The organism is Halomonas sp. 11-S5 (assembly GCF_029889825.1).
In the GTDB taxonomy this organism is placed as follows: Bacteria; Pseudomonadota; Gammaproteobacteria; order Pseudomonadales; family Halomonadaceae; genus Halomonas.
Genome location: NZ_JARANW010000023.1, coordinates 1 through 17,530 on the forward strand (window position 1 = coordinate 1; position 17,530 = coordinate 17,530).

At 60.5% G+C, this 17,530-nt stretch carries 16 protein-coding genes; all 16 read left to right on the forward strand.

Annotated elements, in window-relative coordinates:
* Positions 1–1,605, forward strand: a 1,605-nt coding sequence (locus OP497_RS13965) for an HD domain-containing phosphohydrolase (protein ID WP_280549434.1), incomplete at its 5' end; no start/stop codon positions are given.
* 156 nt (positions 1,606–1,761) lie between these two features.
* On the forward strand, positions 1,762–2,181 hold the full coding sequence (gene fliS, locus OP497_RS13970; RefSeq protein WP_280549436.1) for a flagellar export chaperone FliS: 420 nt from the start codon (positions 1,762–1,764) through the stop codon (positions 2,179–2,181).
* Positions 2,181–2,582 (forward strand): flagellar protein FliT, encoded by a 402-nt coding sequence (locus tag OP497_RS13975; RefSeq protein ID WP_280549438.1) that lies wholly within the window; start codon positions 2,181–2,183, stop codon positions 2,580–2,582. The genes fliS and OP497_RS13975 overlap by 1 nt, the downstream gene beginning before the upstream one ends.
* Before the next feature lie 752 nt (positions 2,583–3,334).
* Entirely contained in the window at positions 3,335–3,820 is a 486-nt protein-coding gene (locus OP497_RS13980; RefSeq protein WP_280549440.1) for a flagellar hook-length control protein FliK, read from the forward strand.
* Positions 3,817–4,110 carry an EscU/YscU/HrcU family type III secretion system export apparatus switch protein gene (locus OP497_RS13985; RefSeq protein ID WP_280549442.1) on the forward strand — a complete coding sequence of 98 codons (294 nt, stop codon included), beginning with the start codon at positions 3,817–3,819 and terminating at the stop codon, positions 4,108–4,110. Before OP497_RS13980 ends, OP497_RS13985 begins: the two co-directional genes overlap by 4 nt.
* A gap of 305 nt (positions 4,111–4,415) precedes the next feature.
* The gene (gene flhD / locus OP497_RS13990; protein WP_280549444.1) at positions 4,416–4,742 is read left to right on the forward strand and encodes a flagellar transcriptional regulator FlhD; all 327 of its coding nucleotides are present in this window, start codon (positions 4,416–4,418) and stop codon (positions 4,740–4,742) included.
* Positions 4,743–4,744: 2 nt separating this feature from the next.
* Positions 4,745–5,320 (forward strand): flagellar transcriptional regulator FlhC, encoded by a 576-nt coding sequence (gene flhC, locus OP497_RS13995; protein ID WP_280549446.1) that lies wholly within the window; start codon positions 4,745–4,747, stop codon positions 5,318–5,320.
* Between the two features lie 143 nt (positions 5,321–5,463).
* Complete coding sequence (motA, locus tag OP497_RS14000) at positions 5,464–6,336, forward strand: flagellar motor stator protein MotA (RefSeq protein WP_280549448.1); 873 nt, start codon at positions 5,464–5,466, stop codon at positions 6,334–6,336.
* A complete protein-coding gene (gene motB, locus OP497_RS14005; protein ID WP_280549450.1) occupies positions 6,333–7,289 on the forward strand; it encodes a flagellar motor protein MotB in 957 nt (318 codons plus the stop codon). Before motA ends, motB begins: the two co-directional genes overlap by 4 nt.
* Before the next feature lie 34 nt (positions 7,290–7,323).
* Positions 7,324–9,471, forward strand: a complete 2,148-nt coding sequence (gene cheA, locus OP497_RS14010) for a chemotaxis protein CheA (protein WP_280549452.1) — start codon at positions 7,324–7,326, stop codon at positions 9,469–9,471.
* Positions 9,468–9,965, forward strand: a complete 498-nt coding sequence (gene cheW / locus OP497_RS14015; RefSeq protein WP_280549454.1) for a chemotaxis protein CheW — start codon at positions 9,468–9,470, stop codon at positions 9,963–9,965. Before cheA ends, cheW begins: the two co-directional genes overlap by 4 nt.
* A 25-nt stretch (positions 9,966–9,990) precedes the next feature.
* Entirely contained in the window at positions 9,991–11,640 is a 1,650-nt protein-coding gene (locus OP497_RS14020; RefSeq protein ID WP_280549456.1) for a methyl-accepting chemotaxis protein, read from the forward strand.
* Positions 11,641–11,698: 58 nt separating this feature from the next.
* A complete protein-coding gene (locus OP497_RS14025) occupies positions 11,699–13,048 on the forward strand; it encodes a methyl-accepting chemotaxis protein (protein WP_280549459.1) in 1,350 nt (449 codons plus the stop codon).
* An 86-nt stretch (positions 13,049–13,134) separates the two neighbouring features.
* A complete protein-coding gene (locus OP497_RS14030) occupies positions 13,135–15,324 on the forward strand; it encodes a methyl-accepting chemotaxis protein (protein ID WP_280549460.1) in 2,190 nt (729 codons plus the stop codon).
* A gap of 20 nt (positions 15,325–15,344) precedes the next feature.
* Positions 15,345–16,199, forward strand: a complete 855-nt coding sequence (locus OP497_RS14035; RefSeq protein WP_280549534.1) for a CheR family methyltransferase — start codon at positions 15,345–15,347, stop codon at positions 16,197–16,199.
* A 94-nt stretch (positions 16,200–16,293) separates the two neighbouring features.
* Positions 16,294–17,355: a chemotaxis response regulator protein-glutamate methylesterase gene (locus OP497_RS14040; RefSeq protein WP_280549463.1), complete on the forward strand. Its 1,062-nt coding sequence runs from the start codon at positions 16,294–16,296 to the stop codon at positions 17,353–17,355.
* Positions 17,356–17,530 lie beyond the last annotated feature (175 nt).

The following is a 17,530-nucleotide window of genomic DNA, read 5'->3' on the forward strand; positions in this document are numbered from 1 at the left end:
CTTCCCTCGTCGACGTCGCTCGGGCTACGCCCTCCCGACGTCGACAACCGAAGGTCTCGGCTTTCTCATCTTGATTGTCGCGTGACTCTCATCTTGATTGTCGCTCTATACGAGATCGCCGGCGAGCTGAAGCGCGGCCAGGAGTTCCGCCTTCTGGGTCAGGCTCAGGGCAAAATGCTACGCACCCCCAGCATGGCAATGAAAGAGTGCCATGAGGAGGATGGCCGCCTGGTGTGCACCTGCCAGTTTCCCTACAGCCTTGAGGTTCTGCAGCGCCGCGAATCCTTCCGGGCCCGGCTCCGACTGGGCATGGAGGTTGGCGCCATCCTTCGCGGCGAGGAGGGCGGGTCAACACAGGGGGATCTAAAGGACCTCTCACTGGAGGGCTGCCAGCTGGAACTGCCGCTCTTCGCCGGCGCCTTGTTGGCTAACACCAGCCAGCCCCTGGAGGTGGAGCTATGCTTCCCCAATGACACACGATTCGCTGTTCGCGCATCGCCACGGCACCAGGAGGTGGATACCGACCGCCAGGCCATTCTCGCCGGTTTTTGTTTCGACCACACCACGGGCGAGCAAGATCGACAACTGTGGTTCTTCGTCCGCGAGATTGAGCGTGAGTCAGCCCGCTACGCCGAAGGCAGCGAGGCGTCACGCCTACCCTCACTGCTCTTCCAGACACGGACGGCAACGCCGCCTGAGGTGGGACGACGCAATACTCAAGAATATCCCACGCCCATGGCAAGGCGCTTAGCATGCATCGCCGGCTACCTGGATGCTCAGCTCCTCGAGCTACAGCAAGGCGGAGAGGTAGACTCGGTACAGCTGTCGCGTCATGCCGATCGTCTCTTGCTGCTCCACGACGAGGACCGCGATGGGTTACTCTTTGCTACACGCTGCCTGCAACACGAGCCACGATTGGTGCGCCATAGCCTCGGGGTGAGTGTCGGCTTGCTGGATCTGGCCGGACTCTCGTCCATTCCCCGCAAGCTGAGCAAGGCCATGGCGGCGAGTGCCATGGTGCATGATCTGGGCAAGGCCCTGCTGCCCACCGAGCTCTGGCAGGTTACCCACCCCGACGAGCACCAGCATCTGCAGATGCAGAGTCATGTAGAAAAGTTGATGCGTCGCATGGGACGCTGCCACTGGCTCTCTGCCAATATCCTCGACTCGGTGGCACACAACATCAATGAACGCCTGGATGGCAGTGGCTATCCTCGCTCCCTGGCTGCAGACGACCTGCACGAACTGGCGCGAGCCGCTGCAGTAGTAGACGTTGTCGATGCCATGCGGCGAGACCGGCCGGACCGCCCCGCCTGGCGGATCGACGCCATCTACCGCCACCTGCTGAGCCATCCTGAACACTTCGACCAACGCTGGGTAAAACGCTACATCAAGCAGTTCGGCCTCTATCCGATTGGCTCCCTGGTTCGCTTCGATAGCGGTCAGCTTGCATGGGTACAGGCCCTCGACACCCAGGGTCGCCCCAGTCAGGTCCAGCTCGCAGACTCACTTGAGCCTCCCGGGCCGACACTGGGCGAGATACTTCAAAGCACCGCATTGCAACGCCTCGGCAGCATTCAGGAAGAACTCCCCATATCGGTCTAAAGTCGCCCCATCACTTGCCGATAACCGAAAATAACTGATCTGACAGAGCCTGTTCACGGTTATGCCCGTCCCGATTCTCGTCAGACTATTCAATAGTGACGGTACCTCAAACACTGGCACCTGACAGGTGCCTCACCAGAGAGGAGCAAGACAGCCATGAGTGCCATGCGAGGAGCGTCCGCCTACGGTCGCGGTGCAAGCGCCTATGCCAAGGTCGGCGTCGAGAGCGGCGTGATGTCAGCCAGCCCGCACCAGTTGATCGTGATGCTGTTTGATGGCGCCCTGGCCGCCATCCGCACCTCACGCATCCACCTCCAGGATGGCAACTCGGCCGAAAAGGGCAAGGCGATCTCCAAGGCGCTGGATATTGTCAATAACGGCCTGCTGGCCGCCTTGGACACGGAACGTGGCGGCGAAATCTCCGAGCGACTAGCCTCGCTCTATGATTATGTGACGCGCCTGCTGCTGGCGGCCAACCTGCATAACGATGTCGAGAGCCTTGACCAGGCAGAGATGCTGCTCAACGACATCGCCTCGGCCTGGCGAGACATCGGCGATCAGGTGGCAAGGGGCTGATGATGGAACATGGCGGAGAGCCCAACACCCAGCAAGCGCTGATCGAGGGATACCAGGCGCTGCTGTCACGCACGCGCCTCATGCTGGATTCGGCACGCGACGCCAATTGGCCGGCATTGGTCGATCAGGAAGGCACATACATCATGCAGGTGGAGCAACTGGCAAAGCTCGATCGCGACAACCACCTTGATGACGATCATCGGGCACGCAAGGTGGAGTTACTTGAGCGGATCCTGGAAAACGATCTCGAGATTCGCGAACGCTTGATCGAGCGTCGCAACGAGCTTGGCAAGCTGATCAGCGCCTCACAGCGCCAACGGAATCTTCGACACGCCTACGGGGTCAGAGAGGGAACATCAACACCCCCCATTGACCTACCCCCTAGCAAGAGAGCCCCGTGAGTGGCATAACCCCCCTGCTGGACACCCTGCTGCACCAGGTGTTGGGTAAACGGGTCGATATCCCCCCGGCCCGAGACCTGAACCAGCCGGTCAAGCCAACATCACCCTCGGATGCTCCAAGAGCCGTGCACAGCGACTCACGGCTTGACGCTCGGACTCGCCCACTCCAGCTGCCGGAGCTCGGACAAACCACACGGGCCCCTTCAGATACCACCTCACGGCCGCTACAGCCGCACGGCCCGCCCCCCGCCTCGGCCCAAACCCACTTCAGTAACTCGGCGCGGACCATCGCCGACCTGCTGGTTCGCTTTCCCGCGCCGCCCTCCATCGTGACAACTCCGACGCCACTGATGGCACCCAGGCAGATTCCAGATCCAACCGTAGTAGCGACCCGCCTGGAAGACAGTATTCGCCATAGCGGTCTGTTCTATGAATCGCACCTTGCCCGCTGGTACAAGGGGGAACTACCGCGCCAGCAACTCGAGCGGGAGCCCCAGATGTGGCGAACCCTCCAGTTCACGTCTTCAGGGACAAATCATGTCGCAATCCCGCCGGGCAATCCCGCCGGCATCCGCGATACCCCCTTTCCACCTGTACCATTACTCCCCGAAGGCGGTCGCCACTCCTCCCCTCTGTACTCGCCCAATTCCCAAGGAACCCCCTCGCAGGCGACATCCCGGGGGAACTCCCCGACCGCGACCAGCAAGCCGTCCCAGGCTAGCCCAGCCACTGCGCCCCTCTCAGCTCCCGGAATGGAAGATGCAGCCAATGCCAAGGTGCGTGAGCCGCTGTCTGATACCGGCCTTCGCCCTCACACAAGTCAAGCTGTTCAGGAGAGCCTACAGGGAATCGTCCGCCATCAGCTCGAGATGTTGGTGACGCCGGCACTGCGCTGGGAAGGTGACGTCTGGAGCGGCCTGTTCATGGCGCTGATGATCCAGCTTCCGCCTGGACCTCAAGACCGCTCTGATAGCGAGGGCACCGATCAGCAACGGAAAACCACCGAAAAGCAAGGGTGGCGCTCAGAGATCGATCTGGATATCGCCGGCATTGGTCGATTGCAGGCCTCGCTGCGGATGAAGGCCAATAGCGTGGAAATCGAGTTACGCGTGGCACACGATCCGTCTCGCCAAGAACTCGAGAGAGGCCTCGACAGCCTGAGGTCTCGACTGACCGGCCATGGCTTCGAGGAAATCAAGATCGACCTGCAAAGGTTTGAAGAGGGGCAGATGTCATGAAGGGCAAGGACCATGAAGACCGTCGCCAGGCCGTCGCCCTCGCCTATCACGAAAGCGATGGCGCACCGCGGGTCGTAGCGCAAGGGTATGGAGAGCTCGCCGAGCGCATCATCACGGAAGCCCGGCGCCAAGGGATTCACGTTCATGATGCACCGGAGCTTGTCGGCCTGTTGATGCAGCTGGATCTGGACGAAGCGATTCCGTCACGGCTCTACCAGGTCATCGCAGAGCTGCTTGTCTGGGTATACGAGCTTGCTCCAGGTGAGACCTCGGACAAGAGCCGGACGTGAACCGCTGTTACACCAGGAAGAATTCCGCGCTTTTATGTAAAAAAATGTAAATATCCAAGTATTATTTAACTGCCAAGCAACAGTCTCATGGGTATGATTTTTCTCATCTTTTTTATTAGGTCTTACCAATATTCCCAGGTGGCCATGGCCGGGTACCCCTTGAGGCTGATTGCATCTGCGCCTCAACCACAGACAATACACGCGTATGAGATGTGCCAGCCTCGAAGAGGATCAGCGAGCACAGGGCAACACAATAACCTCACATGGCCCAGGCCATGAAAAAGCGTGATAGCCGACAGGGAACCATGGAAATCAATAACTTAGTTGACGAGATTCACGAACTGAACCTCGCATATCTCCTCCTTGCCCAGCGTCTGATCAATGAGGATCGGGCCACGGCCAGGTTTCGCCTCAAGATCGATGACGAGATGGCAGATCTGATTCAGGGGCTGAACGCGCGCCAGCTGACACGGCTTTCGCGGGTCAATCAACTGCTCTGCCATTTTGGTCATGACCGCGCCGAACATCTACGCCAGCTGACCCATAACCCCCGGGAACAGGGTCTTGCCCAGTTTCATGCATCGCTGCTGATGGCATCCCGTCCGGCGGTCCCATCCACCGCAGAGGGATAGGCATGGCCAGCAAGAGCCTGCTACTGGAAATGCAACAGGTGCAGTTGGCCATCGACCTGATCGAGCTCGGTGCGCGGCTGCAGGTCCTGGAGACCGAAACCGACCTGAGCCGGGCCCGTCTCCTTCGCCTGTTCAAGGAAGTGCGCGGCATGTCACCGCCCAAGGGGATGCTGCCTTTCTCCACCGACTGGTTCATCACGTGGATGCCGAACATCCACTCGTCACTGTTTTACAACATCTTCCTGCGCTTGCAGGAGGACCATGGCTGCGAGCGAATGGAAGCCTTCATCAAGGCCTATCAGCTATATGCGGAGCAGGTGGAGACCGATGACGCCGAGACCGTGCTCGGCCTGACACGCGCCTGGACCCTGGTTCGCTTCTTCGAGAGCGACCTGCTGCAGCTCTCGGCCTGCACCCGCTGCGATGGGCATTTCGTGGCGCATGCCCACAGCCCAGCTCATGACTATGTCTGCGGCATCTGTCAGCCTCCCTCTCGGGCCGGCAAGACCCGCAAGCGCCAGCAGAGTGCGGTCGACAGGGCCCAAGCAGAAGCGTCTCCTGTGCACCGCCTGGCCTGAACCACTATCAAGGCTTGATACCGCGGGGACTCCCCTTCCCCGCGGCCATGCAGGACAATTTCATCACCTCCCTCAAGTCTCGCCCGAGACAGCCGATATCCGATGCAGGACATCATTCATCGCCTCGTTAGGGGATACCGGCCTTGCTGATACCCATCGGATACCTTGTCGTCATCTTCTCCGTGTTCGGGGGCTTCGCTCTGTCGGGCGGTCACCTGGGCCCGCTCTTCCAGCCCACGGAATTCCTGATAATCTTCGGCGCCGGTATCGGCGCCTTCATCGCCGCCAACAACGGCAAGGCCATCAAGGCCACCTTTCGCATCTTTGCTCGGCTGCGCCGCTCCAAGAAGTACGACAAATCGCTCTACATGGAGCTGTTGGCACTCCAGTACAAGATCCTCGCCAAGATTCGTCGAGACGGCATGCTCGGGATCGAGCGCGACATCGATAACCCCGAGGAAAGCGCCTTGCTCAACGAGCACCCGCGCGTGCTCGCCGACCCGCTGATCATGACCTTCCTCACCGACTACCTTCGCCTGATGGTGAGCGGCAGCATGGATCCCATGGAGCTCGACGAGCTGATGCTTCACGAGATCGAGGCGTTCGAACAAGAAGCCCATATCCCTGCCGATGCCATCATCAAGGTCGGGGATGCCATGCCGGCTTTCGGTATCGTGGCCGCGGTGATGGGGGTAGTGAAGGCGTTGAGCGCGGCGGATGCCGCTCCCGATGAGATGGGCCAGATGATCGCCCATGCCTTGGTCGGCACCTTCCTGGGCATCCTGGCCGGCTATGGCTTCGTCAACCCTCTGGCGAGCCGTGTCGAGCGGCAGGCGAAAGAGGTGGAAAAGATCCTCCAGTGCATGCGGGTCACCCTGCTGGCCAGCCTGCACGGTTATGCGCCTCAGCTTGCCGTGGAGTTCGGGCGTAAGGCGCTGCATACCGAGGAACGCCCCGGCTTCTCGGAGCTGGAGGAGTACGTTCGCAATGCCAAGGCAGGTGAAGGCGGCGCATGACCCCGAATCGCAGACCCATCATCATCCGCCGTAAGAAAGTCATTCATCGGCACCACGGAGGCAGTTGGAAGATTGCCTTGGCGGACTTCATGACGGCCCTGATGGCCCTGTTCCTGGTCATGTGGATCCTCTCTCAAGCAGACCAGCAGCAGCGCGAAGCCGTTTCCGAATACTTCCGTACGCCATTGCTTACCGCCATCACCGGCGGGGAAGGCTCCGCACAAAGTGCCAATGTGATTCCAGGGGGCGGCCCAGACCCGGTGCACTCTGACGGTGAGAGGGCGCGCATCGACCTGCGTACACAGACACGCCCCAGCGAACAACAGCGGCGAGCCTTCCGTGATCTCCAGCAGCGTATCGAGACGGCCATTGATGCCGACCCGGACCTACGTCAGCTGCGACAGCAACTGCGTTTCGACATGACGCCGGAGGGCCTGAGAATCCAGCTGTTCGACACCGAGCAGCGCCCGATGTTTGCCCTTGGCAGCGACCGGGTGGCGCCCTACATGCGCGACCTGCTTCGCACCATGGCTCCCCTGCTCAATGAGCTGCCCAACGATCTCAGCATCGGTGGCCACACCGACAACCTGGCGTACCTGAACGGCTATCGGGGCTACAGCAACTGGGAGCTCTCGAGTGACCGGGCCAATGCCTCACGCCGGGAACTGGTCTCCGGTGGCCTGAATCCCGCCAAGCTCTTGAGGGTGTCGGGCTTTGCCGACCGGGTCGTGATGCCCGAGACGGAGGCCAGTGACCCCATCAACCGCCGCATCGAACTACTGGTGCTGTTCCGCCAGGTCGCTGAGCGTATCCGCTCACCAGGCTTGCTCAACGGTGCTGGTACGCCATCACCAATCGGCCATCAATCGATACAGCAGGCCGATACGGCACCAATGGAACGATTTACCAGAAGCCTGCAACAGGCACTCGGTACGGAACAACCAGGGCCCTGAGGGGCGAAAACCATTCCAGGGTGGGGACACGCGCATGGATATCACCGATTTCTATGACACCTTTTTCGAGGAGGCAGAGGAGCTTCTAGCGGATATGGAGCGCCACCTGCTCGAAATTGACCTCGAGGAGCCAGACGCGGAGCAGCTCAATGCAATCTTCCGCGCTGCTCACTCCATCAAGGGTGGCGCAGGCACTTTTGGCTTTGACGTGTTGCAGAAGACCACTCACCTCTTCGAGAACCTGCTTGATCACACACGCCGCGGGGAACTGAGCCTACGTCGGGACATCGTCGACACCTTTCTGGAAACCAAGGACATGCTGCACGACCAGCTAGACGCCTACCGCAACGAGGAAGAGCCCGACCAGGAGGCTTTCACGCGAATTTGCCAGACCCTGCAACAGCTGGCCCGCGAGGAGATCGGTCAGGAGCTCGAGGCAGCAGGCGGTACGCCGAGCGGAGCTGGCAAGCTCCCCACTGAGGCGCCACAACCAGCACAGCCAGCACAGCCAGCACAGCCTCGCGAATCTCTCTCGGATAGCGATACGGCTCACCCCCAGATGGGTGAACAGGTTCTGGCCGTGGCCCTATTGAACGTCGGCGAGAAGGATCGTGGCCTGCTGGTGGAAGAGCTCGGACAGCTGGGAACTGTGCAAGACCAACATGGCGATGAAAACTGCTACGAGGTCACGCTGCTCACCAACGTCAGCCGTGACGACATCGAAGCCGTGATGTGCTTCATCGTCGAACCCGAACAGCTACAGATCCGTCCTGCCGAGCAGGAAGGCAGCTCCTGGGATACACAAGCACAAGAAGCTCCGGAGAAGGACGCCCTCACGCCCTCCCCCGTCCAGCAGAAAGCCACCGGGCCCACCGCCCAGACATCCACCGTCAGTCCAGGCGAGAGTGGCAAGCCAAAGACGAAGAAGGCCAAGGCGGGCGGCGAATCCAGCTCGATACGCGTCTCAGTGGACAAGGTGGACCAGATCATCAACCTGGTGGGAGAGCTGATCATTACCCAGTCGATGCTCGACCAGACCGTCAGCGAGCTGGATGGTGTCACGCATAGTGGCCTTCTCAACAGCATGAGTCTGTTGCAGCGCAATGCCCGGGACCTCCAGGAGGCGGTCATGTCAGTGCGCATGGTCCCCATGGATTATGTTTTCAGCCGCTATCCACGTCTGGTGCGCGATCTGGCAGGCAAGCTCGACAAGGATGTCGAACTCGTTACCGAGGGTGAATCCACTGAACTCGACAAGAGTCTCACAGAGCGCATCATCGACCCCCTCACCCACCTGGTACGCAACAGCCTTGATCACGGTATCGAGGATCCCGACACCCGCGAGGCGGCCGGCAAGCCACGAACCGGCCGTTTGACTCTGTCCGCTCAGCACCAGGGCGGCAACATCCTCATCGAAGTTATCGATGACGGTGCCGGCCTGGACCGCGACAGATTGCTCGCCAAGGCCCGCGAAAGTGGCCTGCCAGTCTCTAACACCATGAGTGACGATGACGTGTGGCAGCTGATCTTTGCCCCCGGATTCTCCACCGCCAAGGAAGTCAGCGACGTCTCGGGGCGTGGCGTAGGCATGGATGTGGTCAAGCGCAACATCCAGGGCATGGGAGGGCACGTCGAGATCATGTCCCGCAAGGGACAAGGCACCACCACACGCATCGTTCTGCCACTGACCTTGGCCATCCTCGATGGCATGTCGATCAAGGTCGGTGGTGAAGTCTTTATCCTGCCGCTTTCCACCGTGCTCGAATCCCTGCAGCCCTCTCGTGAGGATCTGTATGCCATGGCCGGCGATGACGTGGTCCTCAAGGTCCGCGATGAGTATCTGCCCGTGGTAGCCGTCCATGCGGCACTGGATGTGGAGGGCGCCAAGACAGAGCTGAACGAGACCATCGCTGTGATCGTTCAGGGTGAAGGGCGCCGTTATGCCCTGCTGGTAGATGACCTGATCGGTCAGCAGCAAGTGGTCGTGAAAAACCTGGAAACCAACTATCGCAAAGTGCCAGGCGTATCGGCCGCGACCATTCTGGGTGACGGCAGTGTGGCCCTGATCCTGGACATCGCCGATCTGCATCGCCTGAGCCGTGCCAAGAAGGAGGCTAGACGACCACAACGCGCCTCCACCGATTACGAGTCATTTTTCCGCAAGGAGGGAGAGCCATCATGACCAGCCTATCTCGGCATGAAGACTACGCGGCATCCGAGGCCCAGAACCGTGAATTTCTGGTGTTCTCGTTGGGTGAGGAAGAGTACGCCATCGATATCCTCAAGGTGCAGGAGATCCGAGGCTACGAAAACGTCACGCGCATCGCCAATGCGCCAGAGTTCATCAAGGGCGTGACCAACCTGCGCGGCATCATTGTGCCCATCGTCGATCTGCGCATTAAATTCCATCTCGACAAGGTCGAGTACGGCGGTCAGACCGTGGTGATCGTGGTTAACGTCGCTGATCGCGTGGTGGGCATCGTGGTCGATGGCGTCTCCGACGTCATGACCCTCACGCCCGAGCAAATCAAGCCGGCCCCCGAGTTCGGCGTCACCCTGTCATCCGACTTCCTCAGCGGGCTTGGTAGCCTCGAGGACCGCATGCTCGTACTGGTCGACATCGACAAGCTGCTCACCAGCGAGGAAATGGCGTTGGTCGAGCGAACCAGTGCGTAAGGCAGCCCACGTAGGGAGATAAACGATGCGACAGATGACAACGACAAAGAAACTCTGGGGCTCACTCGGCATCATCTGGGTAGCCATGCTGGTGTTGGTCGGCTGGGGGGCGTGGGAAAACCGCCAGACCATGCTTGAGGAACGGCGCAATGCCCTGGGCGACTATGTCGACATGGCCATGAACGTGATCCGAGACCATGCCGAGCGTAGCAAAAATGGTGAACTATCCCTCGAGGAAGCCCAGCACCAGGCGGCCTCGACCGTTCGCGAAATGACCTATGACCAGGGCCGCGGCTACATCTACATCTTCAATGGCGATTATGAGCTTCTCGCCCACCCACGCCTGCCGGTAGGCACGTCGGTCGCGGACTTCCAGAATGATGAAGGACGCTACCTGTTCCGCGAGTTCGTCGAGGACGTGAAGACAGACGATGGTGTCGTGGACTATCTCTGGGCCCATGCCTCCGAGGAAGATGCTCTCGCCGAGAAGTCTTCCCTCAATGCCCTGTTCGAGCCGTGGGGGTGGTATGTGGGTACGGGGGTATACATCAACGATATCGACGCCGCCTTCCTGGCTGGCCTGACTCGTTCACTGCTCGCGCTGCTTGGCATTGGCATCCCGGTGTCCCTGCTGATGGGTCTAGTCATTCGCGGTGTGACACGTCGCCTGGGCGGCGACCCGCACTACGCCGCCGAGATGGTGCGGCATATCGCCGAGGGTAACCTGGCACACGCCATCCGCCTGCGAGACAGCGATCGCGAAAGTCTCCTCTTCGATATCGAGAGAATGCGTGCCTCGCTGGCCGACACCATCGGCGATATCCATCGTAGCGCCGACGAAGTCAATGGGGTAGTAGAAGAGATCGGCGCCGGCAACGATGAACTTGCGACTCGGACCGAGCAGCAGGCCGCATCACTCGCTGAGACCGCTTCCAGCATGGAACAGTTGACCGCGACCGTGAAACAAAACGCGGAACATTCCGGCAAGGCCCGCGAACTGTCCGGCGAGACCGCCTCCAACGCTGCCCGTGGCCATGAGTCCATGGTGCGCGTCGAGGCGTCGATGAGCGGTATCAACGAGAGTGCCGGCCAGATGAGCACGATCGTCGACACCATCGATTCCATTGCTTTCCAGACCAACATCCTGGCGCTCAACGCCTCGGTGGAGGCGGCCCGCGCTGGCGAACACGGTCGCGGGTTTGCCGTGGTGGCTGAGGAAGTACGTAAGCTGGCCAGCCGAAGCTCAGAAGCCGCCCAGGAGATCAAGGCACTGATCGAGACCTCCGACGGCAAGGTCGTCGAAGGGGCCCAAATGGTCAAGGAGACCGGAGAGATCATCGAGACCATGGTCACCGATATCCAACAGCTCAGTACGTTGATCGGCGAAATCTCCTCGGCATCAGAAGAACAAAGCCACGGCATTGAGCAGGTCAGCGAAGCGGTTTCCCAGATGGATCGCATGACCCAAAAAAATGCCGGCCTCGTGGAAGAGCATACCGGAGCTTCGCAACGTCTGATCGCGCAGAGTTACCAGTTGCGCGATCACGTGGCGCGTTTCAACATCACCATCGCCAGCCAGCGTGCGCAAGCGAACAAACACTTGGTGGTCTCGAGTGAACGCGAGGAGCCGCCGAAGGCGACGCATCATCCACGACGTGAATTGGCAGAGGCCTGACACGTCAGGCCAGCCAACCACTGGTGGCTACCGTGCCGCCTGAGAAAGGGAGTGGAACGTGAGGATACTCGACAACATGACGGTACGGGTCAGCTGGCTACTGGTGCTGGCGACCTTCACCGTACTGGTCTTGGCCGTCAGCCTTCTCGGCCTCTTCGCTTTGGAGGAAGGTAAGGCCGTTGTTGCCCAGATCGCACCGAATGCCGGTGAAGATGGTGCCGCTCTCGAGGCATCATTTGCTGACTTTGCACGCTGGATGCAGCTGGCCATCCTGGCGGCGTTGCTGATCACGATTCTCACCGTGATGGTGGTCTTGTGGGGAGTCACGGCCAATGTCGTTCGTCCGTTGGGCGAACTGGTCAGCTACTTCCAGTCTATGAAAGAAGGCAACCTGGACCAGAAGATTCCACAACTCGGGGACAATGAGATAGGTCGACTTTATGCCTCGCTGGACGAGATGCAACACGGCCTTGCCAACACCGTGAGCACGGTGCGTGACAGCAGCGAATCCATCTATCTTGGCACTCAGCATATTGCGCACGGAAATAACGATCTTTCCGCCCGTACCGAACAGCAGGCGTCCTCGCTGCAGGAGACTGCCGCCAGCATGGAGGAGCTTTCTTCCACCGTGAACCAGAACGCGGACAATGCCCGCCAAGCCAGTCAGCTGGCCGCCGACGCCACACGGACAGCTCAGCAAGGCGGTGAGGTCGTCAGCGAGGTGGTCACGACCATGCATGAGATCAGCCAAGGGTCTCATCGAGTCGCCGAGATTATCGGCACCATCGACGCAATCGCCTTCCAGACCAACATCCTGGCCTTGAACGCCTCTGTCGAAGCCGCCAGAGCCGGCGAACATGGCCGAGGGTTTGCGGTGGTAGCCCAGGAAGTCCGCAACCTGGCCAGCCGCAGTGCCAATGCCTCGAGCGAAATCCGCACGCTGATCCAGACATCTGTCAAACAAGTGGATGCCGGGACATCTCGTGTCGACCGTGCCGGGCGGACCATGACCGAAATCGTTGCCGCCGTGCAGCGTGTCAGCGACATCATGGACGAGATCGCCTCGGCGTCCTCCGAACAGAGCAACGGGATCGGCCAGGTCAACGATGCCGTCGCTCAGATGGACCAGGTCACTCAGCAAAATGCTGAACTTGTCCAGCAGGCGGCCAGCGCCGCCAACCAACTAGAAGCGGAAGCCAGCCGGCTCAAGGTAGCCGTCACCCGCTTCCAACTCGGTGAAGGCAACCTCGACACCTCGGGAAAAAGCTCGCGACAAGCAGACGAAAGCCGTGACCTGGCTCGCTGGATGCCGGCGTTGATGTCAGCCAATAGCACGGCTCGCCAGGCGACCCGCGAGGGGCACGATAACGGACACAGCCGTCGCGACGATGAGTGGGAGTCCTTCTAGCATCGACCTTTGGGAGCCGCCCATAGCCAGCGGTACAGCATAATAATCACCAGGCCTTCGCCTGTTGCCTTAGCAGAGGACATCGCATGCGAAACAACCAGCCCGTCACACAACAGGAATACCCGCTCCATGACGAGCACTTCCTGATCTCCCGCACGGACCTCAAGGGCCGCATCACCTATGCCAATCCAGCCTTCATCGAAGTCAGCGGTTTCAGCCACGATGAGCTGCTCGGCGCGCCCCACAACCTCGTACGCCACCCGGACATGCCTGAGGCAGCCTACCAGAACCTGTGGGACACGCTGGAAGCCGGAGAGAGCTGGAAAGGCCTGGTCAAGAATCGACGCAAGAATGGTGATCATTACTGGGTAGAAGCCAGCGTCTCGCCCATTGTCGAAGACGATCAGGTCGTCGGCTACGCATCGGTCAGAGTCAAACCGAATCCTCTCGACGTCGAGAAAGCCGAGAAAGCCTATGCCCTCATTCGTGAAGGCAAGGGTAGCCGCTTCGCTCTCGAGCGCGGACAACTTCGTCGTCGCGGTCTCGGTGGCCGCTTGTCAAAGCTCAATATGCGCAGCTTGCGAGCACGGGTAGTGACCATGGTGGTTGTCGCCGGCCTGTTGCTCTCGGCAAGTGGCGCCATGGGGCTCTTCGGTCTGCAAGTGTCCGGCGAGCGCCTACAGTCCCTGGACCGAGACGGCCTGCAAGACGTAGCCCGCCTACAACAGATCGACCAACTTGCTACCCGGGCCCACCAATCGCTCGCCCAGAGTGAGCGGTTCATGCTGCTGGAGAACAAGGACCAGCACACCGAGGAGCTGCAGGAGATAGAGACATCCGTGGAAGCTCTGTGGACCGACTACCGGGCCAGAGAGGCGAATCAGGGCGGGCAAGCCGATACGTTTGATACCGTGCTGCAAAACTATCTGGAATCCGGCATAGCACAAGCCATCACCCTGCTTCAGAGCGAAGATAATTTCGACTTGTTCACCAACCTGCCTCCGCATATTGAGGAGATGCAGGCGATGGGCGCGACCCTTTCCACCGAGGTCAATGACCTGATCGAGGGCAAACAGGCTGACGCGGCAGCATTGGCGAGTGAGGCCCGAGCAGAACAACAGCTGATGCTGATGGTGCAAGCCGGCATGCTGGCCATCGGCCTGCTGGTGCTGATCGTGATTGGCGCCTTGACCCTCCGCGCCATGTTGCGCCCGCTGCGTGCTGCAGAAGCCTTCACTCTGCAAATCGCCTCGGGCAACCTGGCCGCCGACGTGCCATCACGCCGGCGCGATGAGCTCGGCCGCCTACTGGAAGCCCTCGATGTCATGCGCAAGAGCCTCGGGAGCATCGTTGGCGACGTCAACAGTGGGATACGTGTTGTGACACCTGCCGCTCGCGACATCGCGTCGGGCAACGAAGATCTTTCTGCGCGCACCGAACAACAGGCCGCCTCTCTCCAGCAGACCGCCTCGAGCATGGAAGAGATGACCACGACGGTGCAACACAACTCGGACAATGCTCGACAGGCCAGCGGACTGGCCTCGGAAAATGCTGCACGCACCCAGGAGACCGGCGAGCTGATGCACCAGCTCGTGGACACCATGGGGCAGATCACCCAAGGCTCTCGCAAGATGACAGAAATCATCAATGTCATCGATTCCATTGCCTTCCAGACCAACATACTGGCGCTGAATGCGTCGGTCGAAGCGGCTCGGGCCGGCGAGCAAGGTCGCGGTTTTGCCGTCGTCGCCGGAGAGGTCCGCAAGCTAGCCGGCCGCAGCGCCGACGCTGCCAACGAGATTCGTGAGCTGATTGATGGCTCGGCTCGCCAGATCGACGGTGGTGCCGAGCAGGTACGCAAGGCGGAGACATCCATCAATGCGGTCATGGAAGCGTCCACTCGCGTCAACGACATCATGGGAGAGATCACCGCCGCATCCGAGGAGCAAAGCAACGGAATTGGCCAGATCAACCAGGCAGTGGTGGAAATGGATCAGGTAACCCAGCAGAACGCCTCACGCGTTCAGGCATCAGCCCGCGCTGCCAGCGAGCTCGAGCAGCAAGCCGGCTTACTCGGAAATGCCATTTCAGCCTTCCGTTTGCGCGGCGCGGGGGTGGAACAGGCCCCTTCCCTGGCCGAACGCCGAGCACGACCTCAGCGCCCTGACACCAAATCGCAGCCCTCTTCATCCTCTCATCATGAGGCCAGCCCGCCAGTTGAGCACAAGGACGGGGCCCGCCAGGCCACGGCTGTCGAGGAGTGGGAGGAGTTTTGAACGATCATCGGGGTGTCACCATGCCGGCGGAGGAGAAAAGCTGGGGAAATGGTCGGCTCGAGCGAGATCTCGAGCTGACCGCTAGTGATTTCTCCAGAATCCGCCAGCTGATCTACCAGCGATCAGGCATCGTGCTCGCCGAGCACAAGCGCGAGATGGTCTATAGCCGGCTGGCAAAACGCTTACGCCATCATGGCCTGACTCGCTTTGCCGATTATTTGGCTCGACTGGAGCGCCAGCCCGATGCCCGGGAATGGGAGGCATTCACGAACGCGCTGACCACCAATCTCACAGCCTTCTTCCGTGAAGCACACCATTTCCCCCTGCTGGCCGATCATGTGCGCACGCGCCCGGGCAGGGTTCGTATCTGGTGTGCCGCAGCATCGACGGGAGAAGAGCCCTACTCCATCGCCATGACCCTGATGGAAGCCATGGGGCAACGGGCCAGTCAAGCCGAGGTCGTGGCGACGGACATCGATACCGACGCCCTGACCAGAGCTCGAGCAGGCATCTATCCCTTGGAGCAGGTGTACAAGCTCGAAGAGTCGAGGGTCAAGCGCTTCTTCCAGCGCGGCAAGGGGCCCCATCAGGACTTCGCACGTATTCGCCCGGAGGTCGCGGAGATGGTCGACTTTCAGTCACTCAATCTGCTCGCTCCCCAGTGGCCGGTGGCCGGCCCCTTCGATGCGATCTTCTGCCGCAACACCATGATCTACTTTGACAAGACAACCCAGTCACGGATCCTTGAGAGATTTGCCCCTCTCCTCAAGCCTGATGGCCTGCTGTTTGCTGGCCATTCAGAGAGCTTTTCCTACATTACCGAAGCCTTCCAACTGCGTGGCCAGACCGTCTACACACGCAAGTCTGCGCGCTGAACCACTAAAGTCTCACCTCCTCTGGCCGATAGGGAGATCATGGCCGGCCTGAGCGGTCTCCCCGCGGGCTGTTAAGACAACAGGAGACAACCCCTTGAGCGCCAACAGAATCAAGGTGCTGTGTGTCGACGATTCGGTGCTGATACGCGACCTGCTGACAGAAATCATTAATACCCAGCCCGATATGGAGGTCGTGGCCGTTGCCCCTGACCCCATCGCGGCTCGTGATCTGATCAAGCATCACAACCCGGATGTGCTCACACTGGATGTCGAGATGCCACGCATGGACGGCCTCGACTTCCTCGAGCGTCTGATGCGCCTGCGCCCCATGCCCGTATTGATGGTCTCCTCTCTGACCCAGGCCGGCTCCGAGGTAACTCTGCGCGCCCTGGAACTGGGTGCCGTGGATTTCGTGGCGAAGCCATCACTGGGCATCCGGCACGGCATGATGGAGTACGCAACGGAGATTGCCGAAAAGCTCCGGGCCGCTGCGCGATCACGCCCGCGGCAGGCAAGACGACCGGATAGCCCAGGCCCCAGACTACTCAAGGCCCCCATGGTCTCCAGCGAAAAGCTGATCATCATAGGGGCGTCCACCGGTGGCACAGAGGCGATCCGTAACGTCCTGGAGCCTTTACCGGCCAACAGCCCAGCCATCTTGATTACCCAACACATGCCGGGGGGCTTCACCCGTTCCTTTGCCGAGCGTCTCGATCGCCTGTGCCGGATCAGCGTCAAGGAGGCAGAAGACGGCGAACGCCTTCTGCCAGGCCATGCCTACATCGCCCCCGGCGACGTTCATCTCAAGCTGGCACGGAGTGGCGCCAACTATGTCGCACGCCTTGATGGCGGGCCGCCGGTCAACCGACACCGCCCCTCTGTGGATGTGCTGTTCCACTCCGCCGCCACCCAGGCAGGACGCAATGCCATCGGCGTGCTCCTTACCGGGATGGGCAAGGATGGTGCGGCCGGCCTGCTGGAAATGCGCCAAGCGGGGTCGGCCACCCTGGCGCAGGACGAGACCAGTTGCGTGGTATATGGCATGCCGAGAGAGGCGGTTGCACTCGGTGCGGCGGCAGAGGTGCTGCCACTGGAGGAAATCGCCCCTCGTCTGCTTTCTTTGGCGGCAGCCTCGGGGCGAACCCAACGGGTATAGACAACAAGTCCAATACCGTCACCGGGCCATGCGCCTGGTCCATTCGTAGAAGGAAGTGCTGGCATGACACGTCTCTTGCGCAGTATCAGCATTCACGCGGCCATGGTGACCGTTCTTGCCTGCTTCGTGGTGTTTCTCGCCGCGGTGGCCATCATGGGGCAGGTGGCCAGCCATT